The sequence below is a fragment of the Faecalibacterium sp. BCRC 81149 genome (assembly GCF_022750605.1).
Taxonomy (GTDB): Bacteria; Bacillota; Clostridia; order Oscillospirales; family Ruminococcaceae; genus Faecalibacterium; species Faecalibacterium duncaniae.
The window spans coordinates 50,702-66,800 of sequence record NZ_QXJA01000004.1 but is presented as its reverse complement, the minus strand read 5'-3'; the positions used below and the strand labels follow the sequence as shown (position 1 = coordinate 66,800).

Below are 16,099 nucleotides of genomic sequence, written 5' to 3'. Positions count from 1 at the left end.
CGATGACCCGATGTTCTATGTTCGATTGGGCCCAAGCGTTTACAACAATTTTTCCGGGATGCCCAGGGCTCCCCTGGCAGGGGAGCTGGCATGCGAAGCGTGATGGAGCGGTTCAGACCCGTACAGAATAAAGCGCTTTTTCTCCCGCGATGCCAAAATACACCCGGTTCTCCACCGGGCAGAGGGCAGAGCTGCTGCCCTGAGGCTTGCCGGAAAAGCTCCACAGCCAGCTTCCGCTGGCGGTGGAAACGGCCTCGGCGCGGATGCCGTCGGCGGGCAGGGAGAACAGGTTCTCCTGCATCGATTCGCTCAGCCGCAGGGCCACACCGCGCAGGAAAGTGCTGCCTGCATGGCGTTCCAGCCAGCTGGAGCTGGCCCAGCGGTAGCTGATGTAGAGGGTGCTGTCCTCATCCAGCGCCAGCGCGCCGGGATAGCCCGGCAGCCCGCTGAAGCTGCTCTGACAGCCCTTGCCCCCTGCGGTCAGGCTGCGGGCAGAGGCCGCCGCGCTCCAGATGCAGCGGCTGCCGAGGTCGGAGATGTAGAGGGTCTGGGTGCGCTCGTTCAGCGCAAGGCCGGACGCTCCGGCAATGCCGCCCACCACCTGCTCCACGGTGCGGGCAGCGGGATCATAAACGTATACCGCGCCTGTTCCGGTGTGGGCCAGCAGCTCGGTGCGCAGGGCGCTTTCCAGCCCCTGTTCCGCGCTCTCCTGCCCGACCATGGCAAAGTAGACCTTGCCGTCCGCACCGACTTCCACGGCAGAAAGGGCTCCCAGCGGGGCACCGTCGATCTGCGTGACCACCTGCTCCACCGAAGCGCCCCAGCTGTCGTGCCGGGCGCGGCAGAGGGTGCCCCCGGCAGGGGTAAGAACTGTGAGCCACAGGTCTCCCGCAGCATCGAACGCAAAGCCGGTCAGCTCGCCCTCTACGCTCAGGATGACCGCAGCGTTGCCGCCGTCGGTGCGCACCAGATCGCTGGTGCGTTTTTTCAGGGAGGAGCCATTCCATGCCGCCGCATAGACAAGGCCATCCCGGGTGCGGATGCAGTCCACACCCTGATACCCGCCCAGATCCCAGATCTCCCTGCGGTCGGTGGAAAGCGCTGCCTGTGCCGCGCCGGAGGCCTGCCGGTGATCCGGGGCGGTGTAGGCTTTGGGAGGGGACTCAATGGGCCGGAGCACCAGCGCCCAGACCAGCGCAGCAACCGCGGCCAGCGTAAACACGATGCTCAATTTCTGGAACCTCTGGAGCACTTCCTCCCGCTCGGCGGCACGCTGGGCCTCCTGCACGGCCCGGCGGCGGGCAGCGGCGGCACTGGCCCGGTTGGCGCGGCGAAGCCAGCGGTCTACCCACAGGGCCGCACTGGGCCCGATGGTCAGTGACGCGATGAGCAGGATGAGAAGCAGTTCAACGAATCCGATGCGCATAGGCAGATTTCCTTTGTTCTGATGGTTGTTTTTATCAAATCAGTATAGCACACTTTATAGCAGAGAAGCAAGCGGGCGGCAGGCTCCTGCTGTTTCTTGCGGGGCTTTTGTGGTATACTAAAAGAAATGGGGCGGCGGTTTTCCAAACCATTCACTTAAACTTCACAAAATTTTCCAATAATTATATTATGATACCCCTAGAAACTGGAGCTATTTTGATAACGAGGAGGAAACCTCAGATGGCAAAGATACTGATCGTTGATGATGAACCCCGCATCCGGGAACTGATCCGGGAGCATTTACAATATGCCGGCTATGTCTGCGAGGAAGCGGGCGACGGCTCTGCCGCCCTTTCGCTGCTGAGCGGCGGCGGTTTTGATCTGGTGATCCTGGATGTGATGATGCCCTTTATGGACGGCATGACCTGCCTGCGCGAGATGCGCGCCCGCCACATCAACACGCCGGTGATCATCCTGACCGCGCGCGGCGAGGAATATGACAAGCTGGCCGGTCTGGAAGGCGGCGCGGATGACTATGTGGTCAAGCCCTTCTCCCCGCGGGAGCTGGTGGCCCGTGTCAAGGCGGTGCTCAACCGCACCATGCCCCGCTCCGAGGCATCGGACGGCACCATGACCTTCGGCGAACTGACCATCGACACGGCCAGCCACACCGTGCGAGTGGCGGGTGAGGATGTGAGCCTGACCCCCAAGGAGTTTGACCTGCTGGTGTTTCTGGCCTCCAACAAGGGCATTGCCCTGAGCCGGGAGAAGATCCTGCAGAAGGTGTGGAACTACGACTATTTCGGTGAGGACCGCACCGTGGATACCCACGTCAAGATGCTGCGCGGCCATCTGGGCAGATGCCGGGGCTATATTGCCACCGTGTGGGGCATCGGCTATAAGTTCGACCCGGATGCAGCGCGTTAAACAGGAGGTTTGCGGTTGATGCGGCAACCCGAAAAAAAGCGGCGTACCGTGGGCATCCGCGGGCAGCTGATGTGGTTCCTCTGCTTCATCTGCCTGCTGCTGCTGGTGCTGTTCTGGTTTTTGTGCACCCAGCTGCTGGAGCCCCTGTACACCACCCATATCCAGAAGCAGCTGACCGAACAGGCGGATGCCATCGTGCAGAAGCTGGACGATGCCATTGCCGACGGCCAGACCCTCTCTTATTGGGGGTTCGGCAGTCAGCTCTATGTCAACAGCCAGTTTTTCAACCAGCTCGGCAGCGAGATCTACGAAAATGGCGGCATGAGCAGCTTCTGCGTGGACATCTCCGATGTCACGCTGCGGCAGATCTTCAAGGTGGAGAACCTCTCCTACTGCAACCTTCACCGCACCCGGCCCACCGATGAAAACAGCGAGCTGCCCTCTTACAGCACCGCCCGCGCCATGCGTCAGCTCTGCCGCGAGACCGGCAGCTGTGTGCGGAAGATCAATCCGCCCACGCCCTCGGGCACGGTGGAGCTGATGGTGGGCAGAACGACCTCCGACGGCAGCTATACCGTGCTGGTGACCACAAGCCTGATGCATGTCTCGGAGGCCGGTGAGGTGATGAGCACGGTGCTGCCGCTGGCGGCGGCGCTGATCTTTGCCTTTTCCATGAGCGCGGCGTGGCTGTTCAGTGAGTGGTTCACCAAGCCCCTGCGCCAGCTTTCGGGGGCGGCCCGGCAGGTGGCACAGGGCGATTATGCCGTGCAGGTGGAGACCAACCGCCGGGACGAACTGGGCGATCTGGCGCAGGAGTTCAACCACATGGCCAGGGAGGTCCAGCACGCGGCTCAGATGCAGCGCGACCTGCTGGCAAATGTCTCCCACGACCTGCGCACCCCGCTGACCCTCATCAAGGGCTATGCGGAGACGGTTCGGGACATCACCGGCGACGACAAGGCCCACCGGGACGAGCAGATGAACATCATCGTGGATGAGGCCGACCGGCTGACGGCGCTGGTCTCCAGCGTCATGGAGCTGAGCAAGGTGACCAGCGGCGCGGAAAAGTGCGAGAAGGTCCACTTTGATATGGGCCAGCTCTGCGATGAGGTCAGCGAGCGCTATGACGCGGTCTGTGCCCAAAATGGCTGGCAGCTCAAGCTGGAGCTGCCGGAGGAAGAGCTGCCTGTCTATGCCGACCCCAACATGATGCAGCGCGCCCTCCACAACCTGCTGGGCAACGCCATGCACCACATCGGCGGGGACGGCATCTTCCTCCTGCGGGCCTCTAAGGTGCCCGAGGGGGTCCGGGTGGAGATCGAGGACCACGGCCCCGGCATCTGTGCCGAGGATCTGCCCTATATCTTTGACCGGTATTACCGCTCCCGCTCCGATGCGGGCAAGCAGGGCACCGGCCTGGGGCTTTCCATCACCAAGGCCATCTTCCAGCAGCACGGCTTCCGCTTCGGCGTGCAGAGCACGCTGGGCAAGGGCACGACCTTCTGGTTCATTGCAACGGATACAAAGTAAAGCGACCCTCTCCGTCATTCCGAAACAATGACGGAGAGGGTCGCTCTTTTTAAGCATCTGCTTTCCGGTAAATGCCCAGACTGTTGTCCGGTTCCGGCATCTTCACGCGGGAGGCGCGGTCGTTCACCTTGACCAGCATCCAGCCCATCAGGGCCAGCACCACCACGATAATGAGCCATTTTACGGCGTTGGGGAGTTTCTTCATATTCACATTCCTTTGTTTTTGATCTCAGGGGCGACAGAGCTTCCGCGCCCGGGCCAGCAGGGCGGCGGCATCGGCGGCAGAGGGCGCTGCGACCCAGTCCGGGCGCTGGCGTGCCCCCGGGCCGCTGCTTCCGGCCTCGGCAAAGCGGGCAAGGCAGGTGTCCGTGCGGTCATTCCAGCCGGAAAAGCCCTCCGGCGCAATGTGGGCTCCAAGGCGGCAGTCCAGCACGGCAGTCTTGCCGGTGGGCCGCCAGGGCCTGCCCAGATAGACCGTTCCGGCGGGGCAGTCGGAGACGAAATCGCAGTCCCAGAACACGAAGCCCAACCCGTTGGCGCTGCCCGAGGGGGCGGTGATGTAGCTGTGGGGAAGGTGGTTGTCTACCGTGCGCAGGATGCACTGCTCAAACAGGGCATCGGCCCCGCCAAAGATGAAGTCGATGTCCCCCGCGATCTCGCAGCTCTGGTAATACTGCGCCGAGGGGCGGCGGGGCGCAAACTTGCGGGGGCCCAGAAAACCGTCCTTCTCCCGTTCAGCCTCGGGCAGGGGCGCGCAGAAGAGCGTGTCCTGGTTGCCCAGCAGCCTTACCCGGCGGAACACGGCCTTTTCAGCATCCACATAGGCGGCAATGGCCTGCCCCACGGCACTGCCCGGACCGGCATCGTTGGCAATGCTCAGATCCTCCACCGTTATGCTGCCGCCGCTGAAAAAAGCGGTGTAGCTGCGGAAGGTGTGGGTGGGCCGCCCATCCGGGTGGGGCAGCTTGCCGCCGTCCCCAAAGATCAGGGTTGTGGCATCGGCTCCCGCGCCCCGCAGGGTGAGCGCCCGTTTTTCACAGACCAGCTTTTCCCGGTAGATGCCGGGCCCGATGCAGATCTCTGCTTCCAGCTCGTAGGGCACCGCCAGCACGGCCTCCGAGATGCTGGCAAAATCGCCGCAGCCATCTTGGGAAACGGTGAGTTTTAACATGGGCAGTCCTCCCTTGGAAAAGATAAGGCTATTATATGCCCCTTTTGTGAAATTTTCAATGTCCGCAGGGCTCTAACCGGAGCACGGCGGCGGTGATATCATCGGGTCGGCCGGTCTGTTCGGCGCGGGCGCGGGCGGTCTCCACAAGGATCCGGGCCACCTTCTCGGGCGGGTCGCCTGCAGCGGCGGAGAGTTCCAGCTGCTTGGCCACCCAGCCGGGGCCGTCCACCAGCAGACCGTCCGAGACCAGTACGGCATAGTCCCCGGCAGCAAGATGCACCACCCGGCTCTGGCCGTTCACGCCGCCCAGAATGCCGATGGGCAGGCTGATATCGCCCACCGGACGGGCGCGGCCCCCGTGCACCAGAAAGCCCGGGGCGGCCCCGGCCTTGAAGATCCGTGCCGTGCCGGTGTAAAGATCCACGCTGATCAGGTCGAGGGTTGCCCCGCTCTCCTCATCGCTTTTCAGGGCCAGCGCCACATTGACCAGCCGCGCCGCCAGCTCAGCGGTGAAACCGGCTTTCAGCAGGCGGGCAGTGAGCTCGGCGGCAAGGCTGCCATCCACGGCGGCCGGGCGGCCTGTGCCCATGCCGTCACACAGGATCATCTGGGCAGCGGCCGGGCTGCAGAACTGCTGGACCGCATCCCCGGAGACAGTGCCCTTTGCCGCTGTGCCTGCAGTTCCGAACACGGCCCGGAGGGCGGGCTTTTCGCAGAAGAGCAGGGTGGTCATCCCTTTGCAGGAGAGCACCTGCGGCGGGTCGAAGTCCCGGCGGCAGATGCGTCCGGTCTCCTGCGCCAGTGCGGCCAGCTCGGGGGAAGAGAAGCGGGTGCGGGGCAGGGTGACCGCCGCCCGTGTCCGGCCCAGGTCGTCCAGCGTGACAGCGCATTCCAGCGGCGGCGTGCCCAGGCTGGCAAAAAACGCGGCCACCCGCCCGGATTTGTAGGGCTCCGGGTTTCCGGGGCGGCCCAGCTGCTCACTGAGCACGCTCAGGGCATCGGCCATGGCGCTGTATTGCTCGGTCAGGGCGGTGCGCATGGCCTCAGCGTGGACGTGGGCTTCCTTCCGGCTCCGGTAGAGTGCAAAGGAGCGGTTTGCCGCTGCACAGAGCGCCGCCGGGTGGATGCATCTGGACAGCTGGCCGGGCAGGTCGCCGGTCTGCAGGTGTCCCTGCTGTTCCAGAATAGGCCGCAGGGCGTTCATCCCCTCCAGCGTGGCGGTGTATTCCTGCTTCCAGCAGGTTTCCCGCCGCCCGCAGTTGAAGCACAGGCTGTCGTGGGTGTTGTCGATGACCCAGCGGAAGGTGTCGCACCGGCGGGGAAACGCATCGTACACAGCGTTCACCGTCTCGGCCAGCGAGGAAAGGCTCTCGGCCACTGCTTCCAGCCGGGTGGCGGCGGCAGATAGCCGGGGCGGCTCCTCGGGCGGCGCGGGGGCTTCCGGCACCGGTGTCAGCCAATGTTTTGGGAAAAAGGCGGGGGCCGCAAAGCCCAGCCCGGCGCTGAGGAGCAGGGGCAGGGCCGTGCCGGAGGCGGGAACACAGAGCACCCCCAGCACACACCCGCCCGCACAGGCGGCAAGGGTCTCAGCCCGCCGCCCGGGGGCCAGCAGGACCGCTGCCGCCGTGCCGCAGCAGAGCCCCACTGCGGCCGGGGCAAGGGAAGGGTCTGCGGCGCAGAGCGCGGCTCCGGTGAAGGCAGCAAAGGCCAGCGCGGGCTTTTCCTGCCCACGGCAGCAGAGGGCGGCATCCACCATGGCACAGGCTGCTGCCCCGGGACAGAGGGGGCCGAAGCGCAGCCCGCCCAGCGCCGCCGCCACGACAGAAGCGGCCAGCAGGGTGCCAAAACCGGGCTTTTCGGGCGGGAAGCGCTGCAGCGCATAGCCGAAGCCGCCCGCCAGCAGGGCATCTGCCCCGCAGAAGAACACCAGCGTGAAGCCTGCCCCGCCGGGCCCCAGCGCAAAGCAGACACCTCCCAGCACCAGCGCCCCGCACCCGGCCAGAAATGCCGGGCGGAGCCTGCCGGGCCAGAGCCATCGGGCGGCCACGGCCGCCCCCACGGCGCAGAGCAGGCAGAGGCTGTCCAGTGAAAACGCCCCGAACCCGTGGAACAGGATGCTCAGTGCGGCCCCGGCTGCGCAGGCGGCAAAGCAGTCCGCAGGCAGGCCCAATGTCAGCCCCAGCCCAAAGGGGAGCAGGGCTCCGTAGAGAACGGCCCAGCCCCCGGCAAGCCCCAGCGCAAAGGCCCCGCCCTGCCGCAGGGCCGGGCGTACCGCCGCCCGGGAGGCCAACGCGGCGGCAACAGGCTGCTTCGGGTGGAGTTTTGTGGTTTCCGGCATGAAAAAATCCCCGCTTTCCGGCGGGGATCTTTTGCAATGTTCTGTTTCCCGCGCCCTTTGCATATACTGTAGCGCAGGCGCGCGGCGTTTTATGGGGTCATGCGGGGAAGCGGCTCAAATCAGCAGAAATAGCGCACTTCACCAAAGAAATTCATCCATTTGGCAATCACTTCATCGCTTCGTGCTTCGATGATAGCCATGATGTTTCGCAGAACACGGGGCGGAATGTTGGAATTGTTGTGGCACAGATAGCATTTCCCGGCCCGCGTGATCCAGATCTTGGTCGCGTTGCTGCTGGGAGCACCCTGTGAAACATGAACATGAATGGGTTCCAGCGGATCATTTTCGTTGGCCCAGAAGTAGACCCAGTAGGAGCCGATCTTAAAAACCTGCGGCATTTTCTACCCCTCCTTCCTGGGAAAACTGCAGGATCAGATGTGCAGTGGATTCCAGGAACTTCTGGTAGCGGTCGATCTCAGCAGGGGTGAAGCCGCTGACATCCTCCCAGGTATAATCCGGCAGATAGCAGACCGCAGAGTGGAAACAATCCTTCTCGTCGGGCTTTTCGATGTAGACCTTTACACGGTGGTCTGGCTGCATCTCGGAATGCACGATCTCGGTGTTGTCGTCCAGTGTCATAAACGGGTACATCATAAAAACACCTCCGTGGATATGATTGCGAAAAGGGGAAGGAAGATCAGCCGTTCAGCTTCTCAATGGCAGCTTTGACACGGGCAAGGGTCGTCTCGCGGCCCATCATGCAGGCAAGGTCGGTGCCGCCGCCGGGGGTGTGCTGTTTGCCGGAAAGGGCAATGCCCAGCGGGTAGAGCAGCCAGCCGTTCTTCTTGCCCAGCTCCTCGGCCTTGGCCTTGCAGGCGTTGAACACAGTGTCGCGGTCAGAGAAGTCCAGGCTCTCGTCGCTCAGCAGGGGCAGCAGGGCTTCCAGTGCCTCCCGGGCGGTCTCCGGGGTGGTCTTCTGCTTCTTGTTGGTGTACAGGCTCACATCGTAGTCAGGCATTGCGTCAAAGAAGTCCAGCTGCTCGGGGATCTCGCCCAGCACCTCACAGCGGGGCTGCAGGTTGGCGCAGAGCAGCTTCTTGTCGATGGGGGTGTGCACGGCCTGATCGATCCAGGGCTCGGCCTTCTTCTGGAACTCCTCAGGGCTCAGGCGGCGGATATACTCCGCGTTGATGGCCCGCAGCTTGAGGGGGTCGAAGATGGCGGGGGACTTGGAGATGCCGTCCGGGCTCCAGATCTTGATGAGCTCTTCCAGGCTGAAGATCTCCTGCTCGGCGTACTCGCCCTTGGGGCTCCAGCCCAGCAGGCAGATGTAGTTCATCACGGCCTCGCTCAGGTAGCCCTTGGCCACCAGATCCTGATAGCTGGCATCGCCGTTGCGCTTGGACAGCTTGTTCTGCGCGTCCTTCATCACGGGCGGGCAGTGGATATAGGTGGGGATCTCCCAGCCAAAGGCCTGATACAGCAGGTTGTACTTGGGGGTGGAGGACAGATACTCGCTGCCGCGGATGACATGGGTGATGCCCATCAGGTGGTCGTCCACAACATTGGCAAAGTTGTAGGTGGGCATTCCGTCGGTCTTGATGAGGATCTGGTCGTCCATCTCGCTGTTCTCGACCTCGATGTGGCCGTAGACCACATCATCAAAGCCGGTCACGCCCTCCTTGGGGATCTTCTGGCGGATGACGTAGGGCTCACCTGCGGCCAGACGCTGCTTGACCTCCTCCTCGGGCAGGTCACGGCAGCAGCCGTCGTAGTGGGTCATCTCACCGTTGGCGCGCTGCTCGGCGTGCAGTGCCTCCAGCCGCTCCTCGGTGCAGAAGCAGTAGTAGGCCTTGCCCTCTGCCACCAGCTGCTCGGCATACTGCTTGAACATGCCCATCCGCTCGCTCTGAACGTAGGGGCCCACAGGGCCGCCGATGTCCGGGCCCTCGTCCCACAGCAGGCCGGTCTCCCGCAGGGTGTTGTAGATGACATCCACAGCGCCCTCAACGTAACGGCCCTGGTCGGTGTCCTCAATGCGCAGGATGAAGGTGCCGTCCTCGTGCTTGGCCATCAGGTAGGTGTACAGCGCGGTGCGCAGGTTGCCAACGTGCATGTAGCCGGTGGGCGAGGGGGCAAAACGGGTGCGGACTTTATTGCTCGGCATAAAAAAACGCTCCTTTATATTTACAGGCAAAAAATTGCGGATAGCTACCTTTTAGTTTAATCGCTGTGCGCTGTTTTGTCAACGAATCGGCCGCAGATTTGGCAGAATGGGCGTTTGGAAGCAAAAGAAAAATCTTTTTGTCGAAACTGCACGCAATCATTGACGAATGATTGGAAATTTTGTATACTGAGTGGGAGAGATGGCACAATTTTCCTTTGAAGGCTCTGAAGGAGAGATCAGGGCCGGGAGAAAATTGGAAAATGGCTGTCTGAGGTGTAAATGACAAAGGAGAAGAAAAAACTATGAAGAGTACCGGAATCGTCCGCGGCGTTGACGGCCTGGGCCGTATCGTCCTGCCCAAGGAGCTGCGCACCAGCATGAAGCTGGACAACGATGCCAAGCTGGAGATCTTTGTGGAGGGCGATGAGATCATCCTCAAAAAATACCGCCCCACCGGCAGCTGCGATTTCTGCGGCGAGGTGGACGACAACGCCATCCAGTATGCAGGCTACTGCATCTGCACCTCCTGCCGCAAGAAGATCGGCAGCATGAAAAAATAAAGCGGAGAAGGAGGGCAGCCCATGAGCCAGATGATCGACTTTACCCTGCCGTCCTGCCAGCCGGGGCGGACGCTCCACGCGTTCCGCTGTGTGCCGGAGGGAGAGGTGCGGGCGGTGCTGCAGCTCTCCCACGGGATGGTGGAGTTCATCGACCGCTATAAGCCGCTGGCCGAGAACCTGGCCGCCCGGGGCATCCTTGTCACCGGCAACGACCACCTGGGCCACGGCGGGTCCATCCGCACCAAAGAGGATTACGGCTACTTCGGCGAACCCGACGGCAACCGCGCCCTGCTGGAGGATCTGCACGCTGTGACGACCCTGACAAAGCAGCTGTATCCCGGCGTGCCCTATTTCCTGCTGGGCCACAGCATGGGCTCGTTCTACGCGCGGCAGTACCTCTGTGAGTGGGGCGATGAGCTGGACGGTGCCATCATCATGGGCACCGGCTACCAGCCCAAAGCGCTGGTGCAGCTGGCCAGGACCATCTGCCGGGTGCTGGCCGTGTTCCATGGCTGGCACTACCGCAGCAAACTGGTGGCCAGACTTTCGTTTCTGGGGTACAACAAGGGGCTGGAGGGCCGCACGGCCCACGACTGGCTCAACCGTGACCCGGTGGAGGTGGACCGCTACCGCGCCGACGAGCGCTGTACCTTTATCTTTACCCTGAACGCCTATTACAGCATGTTCAGCGGCATCCTGCGGCTGTACGACCCGGCTCTTCTGGCTCGGGTGCCCAAGGATCTGCCCCTGCTGTTCCTGGCAGGCGATGCCGACCCGGTGGGCGAACAGGGCGCAGGTGTGAAGCGGGCGGTCAAGAGCCTGCTGGATGCCGGTGTGAAGAACATCGAGGTCAAGCTGTACCCCAGCGCCCGGCATGAGCTGCTGGTGGAGCTGAACCGCGAAGAGGTCTTTGCTGACATTGGTGACTGGCTGGAACGCCGGCTGTAAAAACACGAACACGCAAAAAAGAACCGCCGCCCGGAAATTTCGGGCGGCGGTTCTTTGCACACACGATCAAAAAGGAGAAGGGAGGAGAGTTTTTGTCAGAGCATGGGGGACAGGGGGATTACTCGCCGCGGACGGCTGCGAAGCCAGCTTCCAGATCGGCGATGATGTCATCAATGTGCTCGGTGCCGATGGACAGGCGGATGGTGTTCTGATAGATCTGCTGCTCGGCCAGCTCCTGCTCGTTCAGCTGGCTGTGGGTGGTGGAGGCCGGGTGGATGACCAGGCTCTTCACGTCCGCAACGTTTGCCAGCAGGGAGAAGATCTTCAGGTTGTCAATGAACTTGAAGGCTTCCTCACGGCCGCCCTTGATGTTGAAGGTGAAGATGGATGCGCCGCCGTTGGGGAAATACTTCTCGTACAGGGCGTGATCCGGGTGATCGGGCAGAGAGGGGTGGTTGACCTTTTCCACCTGAGGATGGTTTGCCAGGAATTCGACCACCTTCTTGGTGTTCTCCACATGGCGCTCGATGCGCAGGCTCAGGGTCTCGGTGCCCTGCAGCAGCAGGAATGCATTGAACGGGGAGATGGTGGCACCGGTATCGCGCAGCAGGATGGCGCGGATGTAGGTAACGAAGGCAGCAGGGCCTGCGGCATCGGCGAAGGAAACACCGTGGTAGCTGGGGTTGGGAGCGGCGATATTGCCGAACTTGCCGCTGGCTTTCCAGTCAAATTTGCCGCTGTCCACGATGATGCCGCCCAGGGTGGTGCCGTGGCCGCCGATGAACTTGGTGGCGGAGTGAACCACGATGTCTGCGCCGTGCTCGATGGGACGGATCAGGTACGGGGTGCCGAAGGTGTTGTCGATGACCAGCGGCAGGCCGTGCTTGTGGGCAATGGCGGCGATGGCATCAATGTCGGGGATATCGCTGTTGGGGTTGCCCAGCGTCTCCAGATAGACGGCCTTGGTGTTGGGCTGGATGGCGTTCTCCACCTCGGCCAGATCGTGAGCGTTGACAAAGGTGGTGGTCACGCCGAACTGGGTCAGGGTGTGCTCCAGCAGGTTGTAGCTGCCGCCGTAGATGGTCTTTTGTGCCACGATGTGGTCACCGGCCTGTGCCAGCGCCTCGATGGTGTAGGTGATGGCGGCAGCGCCGGAAGCAGTGGCCAGAGCAGCCACGCCGCCCTCCAAAGCAGCGATGCGCTTCTCGAACACGTCCTGCGTGGAGTTGGTCAGGCGGCCGTAGATGTTGCCTGCATCGGCCAGACCGAAACGGTCAGCGGCGTGCTGGCTGTTGCGGAACACATAGGAAGTGGTCTGGTAGATGGGCACGGCGCGGGAATCGGTTGCGGGATCGGCCTGCTCCTGGCCAACGTGAAGCTGCAGGGTCTCAAATTTATAGTTAGACATAGTAATTAACCTCTCTATCTGTACTTAAAGTATAATTCTGGCGCATAAAAAATCCCGGTCACTGACACCATTTCAGTGCACCGGGCAAAAAATTCAGGTTCTGCGCTTTGGCAGCTTTGCCATCACATTCGCACACACATTCGGTCTGCAGAGGGCAATGCACAGCGCTCGGTCCCATATTCTGCCCGGGTGGTGTACATTCGCCCACAACGGAAGTTCGCGTGGAGCAGGTTTTTCCAGATCAGCGTCATTTTGGTGCCCTCCTTTCAACGATTTTCCCAATCCTCTACGACCCCGGGAAACTTGATCTTAATTTCCCACTAGGTTGGTGGATTTGTTGTCTGGATTATATCCCTATTTACCCAGATTGTCAATAGGTTTATTGCAAAAAAGTTGGAAAGTTTGAAATCGTTGACGGCTGGCCCCCGGTGCTGTATACTAAGTCTATTCTTTATTCTTGTAAAGGAGGGCGGGCAGATGAGCATTGGGCCGAGTATGCCGCTGCGGCTGGAAAAGCCGGAGGGCATCGATCTTGCACAGGCGGCGCGGTACTTCGGGGCCCGGGGCGGCGCGGACGCGGCTACCCAGGCACTGCTGGAAAAATGCGCCGTGCCGCTGCTGGCGGCGGCCACGCCCCGGGCGGTCTGGCTGGAGGCCGACCCCGACAGCCTGACAGCGGCGGGGATCCTGGCGGGGGAAGATGTGGCAAAGCATCTGGAAGGCTGCACCGCCGCCCTGCTGCTGGCCGTGACGCTTGGCCCCGGTGTGGATGCCCAGATCCGCCGGGCCGGTGTGGGCGATATCGCCGCCGGTGTGGCATCGGATGCGCTGGGCTCCGCGCTGGCCGAACAGGCTGCCGAAGCCGCTGAGGCTGAGCTGCGCCAGTGGGCTGCCCGGCAGGGAAAGTATCTGACGGGGCGCTATTCCCCGGGCTACGGGGACTGGCCCCTTGCCGTGCAGCCGCTGTTGGCGGCCGCGCTGGACACCGCCCGCCGCGCCGGGCTCTGTGTCACGGAAAACAACCTGATGACCCCCCGCAAGAGCATCACGGCCATTCTGGGGGTCAGCGATCACCCGGTCCGGGGTCATCTGGCGGGGTGCGGGCACTGCGTGCTCTGCACCCGGTGCGAATATAGAAAGAGGGGGATCACCTGTGCAAGCGAATGAACTGTTTGACCGGCCCAATACCATCCTGCTGGATGGCGGCATGGGCACCATGCTGCAGGCTGCGGGCCTGAAACTGGGGGCCCGCCCCGAGGAGCTGAACATCACCGACCCGGCGCTCATCGAGAGCATCCATGCCCGGTACGCCGCCGCAGGCAGCCGCATCATCAATGCCAATACTTTTGGCGCTTCCGCCCACAAGCTGGCGGGCAGCGAGTACACGCTGGAGGAGATCATTGCGGCGGGTATTGCCAACTGCAAACGGGCCTGTGCCCCTTACGGCGCACTGGCCGCACTGGATGTGGGCCCCCTGGGGGAGCTGCTGGAACCCAACGGCACCCTTGCGTTTGAGGATGCCGTGGCAGAGTATGGCCGCATCGTCCGGGCAGGCGTGGCCGCCGGGGCTGACCTCGTGTTCCTTGAGACCTTTACCGATCTGTATGAGCTGAAGGCCGCCCTGCTGGCCGTCAAGGAGAACAGCAGCCTGCCCGTGCTGGCCAGCATGAGCTTTGAAGCAGGCGGCCGCACCTTTACCGGCTGCACGGTCGAGAGCTTTGCCGCCACCGCCCGGGGCCTGGGAGCCGATGCCGTGGGCATCAACTGCTCTCTTGGCCCCAAGGAGATCTTCCCCATGGCAAAGCGGCTGGCCGAGGCACTGCCCGGCAGCTTCCCGGTGTTCGTCAAGCCCAACGCGGGCCTGCCCCGCGCCGATGGCTCGGGCTACGATATCACCCCGCAGCTCTACGCCATGCAGATGAAGCCCTACCGGGAGCTGGGCCTGTTTGCTGCAGGCGGCTGCTGCGGCACCACCCCGGAGTTTATCCAGCTGCTGAACGGTGTGTTTGCCGATTGCAGGCCGGGCCGCTCCGACCACCCCATGAAGTCGGTGGTGTGCAGCCCCATGGACTGCGTGGATGTGGACGGCATTACGGTGGTGGGTGAGCGCATCAATCCCACCGGCAAAAAGCGGTTCCAGCAGGCCCTGCGGGAAGGGGATATGAACTATGTGCTGGAACAGGCCGTGAGCCAGACCGAGGCCGGGGCCCAGATCCTGGATGTGAACGTAGGTGCGCCCGGTGTGGATGAGCCTGCCCTGATGGAGCAGGTGGTCAAGGCCCTGCAGAGCGTGGTCAGCCTGCCGTTGCAGCTGGATTCCTCTCATGCCGAGGCGCTGGAACGGGGCCTGCGGGTCTACAACGGCAAGCCCATCGTCAACTCGGTGAACGGCGAGGCGGAAAAGCTGAACACCATTCTGCCCCTGTGCAAAAAGTACGGCGCGGCGGTGGTCGGCCTTGCCATTGACGAGCGGGGCATCCTGCCCAAAGCCGAGGACCGCGTGGCCATTGCCCGCCGCATCCGGGACGCGGCACTGGCGGCAGGCATCCCGCAGGAGGATATCTATATCGACTGCCTGACCCTGACGGCCAGCGCCCAGCAGGAGGATGTGCTTGCCACGGTGCAGGCCCTTCACGCCTGCAAGGAGGAGCTGGGGGTGCGCACCATTCTGGGCGTGTCCAACATCAGCTTTGGCCTGCCCTGCCGCTCCTACCTGAACACCACCTTCCTCACCATGGCCATGTATGCCGGGCTTGACCTTGCCATTATGAACCCCTCCAGCGAGGAGATGATGGCAGCGGTCTACGCTTACAACGTTCTGACCAACCGGGACCGGCAGAGCACGAAGTACATTGAGCGGTATGCCAACCGGGTGCCCGCTTCTGCCGCACTGGTGCAGGCCGTGCAGAATGCTCAGACCGCCCCGGCAGCAGGCGAAACGCCGGAGGCCGCCGGCCCCTATGCCCCCTTGATGAAGGCGGTGGAAAAGGGCTTGAAGGGCGAGGCGGCTGCCCGCACCCGGGCGCTGCTGGAGGAAAAGGAGCCGCTGGAGCTGGTGGACGAAGCCCTCATTCCGGCGCTGGATATCGTGGGCGCAAAGTATGAAAAGGGAACCCTCTTCCTGCCGCAGCTGCTGCAGGCGGCCACCGCCGCGCAGGGAGCCTTTGAGGAGATCAAGACCGCCATTGCCCAAAAGGGCGAGGGCAGCGCCAGCAAGGGACGCATCGTCATTGCCACCGTCAAGGGCGATGTCCACGACATCGGCAAGAACATCGTCCGGGTCATCCTGGAAAACTATGGCTTTGAGGTCATCGACCTGGGCCGTGACGTGCCGGTGGAAACGGTCGTGAATACCGTCCGGGAGAAGGATGTGCATCTGGTGGGGCTTTCCGCCCTGATGACCACCACCCTCAAGAGCATGGAGGAGACCATCCGGGCCCTGCACGATGCCAAACTGGACTGTAAGATCATGGTGGGCGGCGCTGTGCTGACCCCCGAATATGCAAAAAAGATCGGTGCCGACTGGTACGCCAAGGATGCCAAGCAGAGTGCCGATATTGCCAAGGAGTTCTTTGGCGTATAAGTTGGAATATTAAGAGAAAACGACCCTCTCCGCATTGCATTG

The 16,099-nt window shown here is 62.6% G+C and carries 14 protein-coding genes; 6 read left to right on the top strand and 8 right to left on the bottom strand.

The annotated features are described in order from the left end of the window. Positions 1-112 precede the first annotated feature (112 nt). Positions 113-1,426, bottom strand: coding sequence for an SMP-30/gluconolactonase/LRE family protein (locus D3F01_RS06500; protein WP_242887124.1), 1,314 nt, complete (start codon positions 1,424-1,426; stop codon positions 113-115). 239 nt (positions 1,427-1,665) lie between these two features. Between D3F01_RS06500 and D3F01_RS06495 the strand changes: the two genes are divergently transcribed. Together D3F01_RS06495 and D3F01_RS06490 are read left to right on the top strand one after the other, a co-directional pair. Then, on the top strand, positions 1,666-2,352 hold the full coding sequence (locus D3F01_RS06495; protein ID WP_156066510.1) for a response regulator transcription factor: 687 nt from the start codon (positions 1,666-1,668) through the stop codon (positions 2,350-2,352). Between the two features lie 18 nt (positions 2,353-2,370). After that, the gene (locus D3F01_RS06490; protein ID WP_242887121.1) at positions 2,371-3,882 is read left to right on the top strand and encodes a HAMP domain-containing sensor histidine kinase; all 1,512 of its coding nucleotides are present in this window, start codon (positions 2,371-2,373) and stop codon (positions 3,880-3,882) included. Positions 3,883-3,931: 49 nt separating this feature from the next. On the opposite strand, the gene D3F01_RS06485 is transcribed toward D3F01_RS06490, so the two are convergent. The 6 genes from D3F01_RS06485 to gltX form a co-directional block, all read right to left on the bottom strand. Continuing rightward, positions 3,932-4,087 (bottom strand): hypothetical protein, encoded by a 156-nt coding sequence (locus D3F01_RS06485; RefSeq protein WP_166444380.1) that lies wholly within the window; start codon positions 4,085-4,087, stop codon positions 3,932-3,934. Positions 4,088-4,111: 24 nt separating this feature from the next. After that, positions 4,112-5,053: a pectinesterase family protein gene (locus tag D3F01_RS06480; protein ID WP_242887120.1), complete on the bottom strand. Its 942-nt coding sequence runs from the start codon at positions 5,051-5,053 to the stop codon at positions 4,112-4,114. A gap of 55 nt (positions 5,054-5,108) precedes the next feature. Next, positions 5,109-7,391 (bottom strand): SpoIIE family protein phosphatase, encoded by a 2,283-nt coding sequence (locus D3F01_RS06475; protein ID WP_242887119.1) that lies wholly within the window; start codon positions 7,389-7,391, stop codon positions 5,109-5,111. Positions 7,392-7,510: 119 nt separating this feature from the next. After that, a complete protein-coding gene (locus D3F01_RS06470) occupies positions 7,511-7,789 on the bottom strand; it encodes a DUF4160 domain-containing protein (protein WP_097771336.1) in 279 nt (92 codons plus the stop codon). Then, the gene (locus tag D3F01_RS06465) at positions 7,773-8,045 is read right to left on the bottom strand and encodes a hypothetical protein (protein WP_097771335.1); all 273 of its coding nucleotides are present in this window, start codon (positions 8,043-8,045) and stop codon (positions 7,773-7,775) included. The genes D3F01_RS06470 and D3F01_RS06465 overlap by 17 nt, the downstream gene beginning before the upstream one ends. A gap of 43 nt (positions 8,046-8,088) precedes the next feature. Further along, positions 8,089-9,558: a glutamate--tRNA ligase gene (gene gltX, locus D3F01_RS06460; protein WP_278252010.1), complete on the bottom strand. Its 1,470-nt coding sequence runs from the start codon at positions 9,556-9,558 to the stop codon at positions 8,089-8,091. 302 nt (positions 9,559-9,860) lie between these two features. On the opposite strand from gltX, the gene D3F01_RS06455 reads away from it, so the two are divergent. Both D3F01_RS06455 and D3F01_RS06450 read left to right on the top strand, forming a co-directional pair. After that, positions 9,861-10,118 (top strand): AbrB/MazE/SpoVT family DNA-binding domain-containing protein, encoded by a 258-nt coding sequence (locus D3F01_RS06455; RefSeq protein WP_097771333.1) that lies wholly within the window; start codon positions 9,861-9,863, stop codon positions 10,116-10,118. A 21-nt stretch (positions 10,119-10,139) separates the two neighbouring features. Continuing rightward, positions 10,140-11,066, top strand: coding sequence for an alpha/beta fold hydrolase (locus D3F01_RS06450; RefSeq protein WP_097771332.1), 927 nt, complete (start codon positions 10,140-10,142; stop codon positions 11,064-11,066). Positions 11,067-11,184: 118 nt separating this feature from the next. On the opposite strand, the gene D3F01_RS06445 is transcribed toward D3F01_RS06450, so the two are convergent. After that, positions 11,185-12,474 (bottom strand): O-acetylhomoserine aminocarboxypropyltransferase/cysteine synthase family protein, encoded by a 1,290-nt coding sequence (locus tag D3F01_RS06445; RefSeq protein WP_242887107.1) that lies wholly within the window; start codon positions 12,472-12,474, stop codon positions 11,185-11,187. Positions 12,475-12,951: 477 nt separating this feature from the next. Between D3F01_RS06445 and D3F01_RS06440 the strand changes: the two genes are divergently transcribed. Further along, positions 12,952-13,641, top strand: a complete 690-nt coding sequence (locus D3F01_RS06440; RefSeq protein ID WP_242887104.1) for a vitamin B12 dependent-methionine synthase activation domain-containing protein — start codon at positions 12,952-12,954, stop codon at positions 13,639-13,641. After that, the gene (locus D3F01_RS06435) at positions 13,628-16,057 is read left to right on the top strand and encodes a homocysteine S-methyltransferase family protein (protein ID WP_242887101.1); all 2,430 of its coding nucleotides are present in this window, start codon (positions 13,628-13,630) and stop codon (positions 16,055-16,057) included. The genes D3F01_RS06440 and D3F01_RS06435 overlap by 14 nt, the downstream gene beginning before the upstream one ends. Positions 16,058-16,099 lie beyond the last annotated feature (42 nt).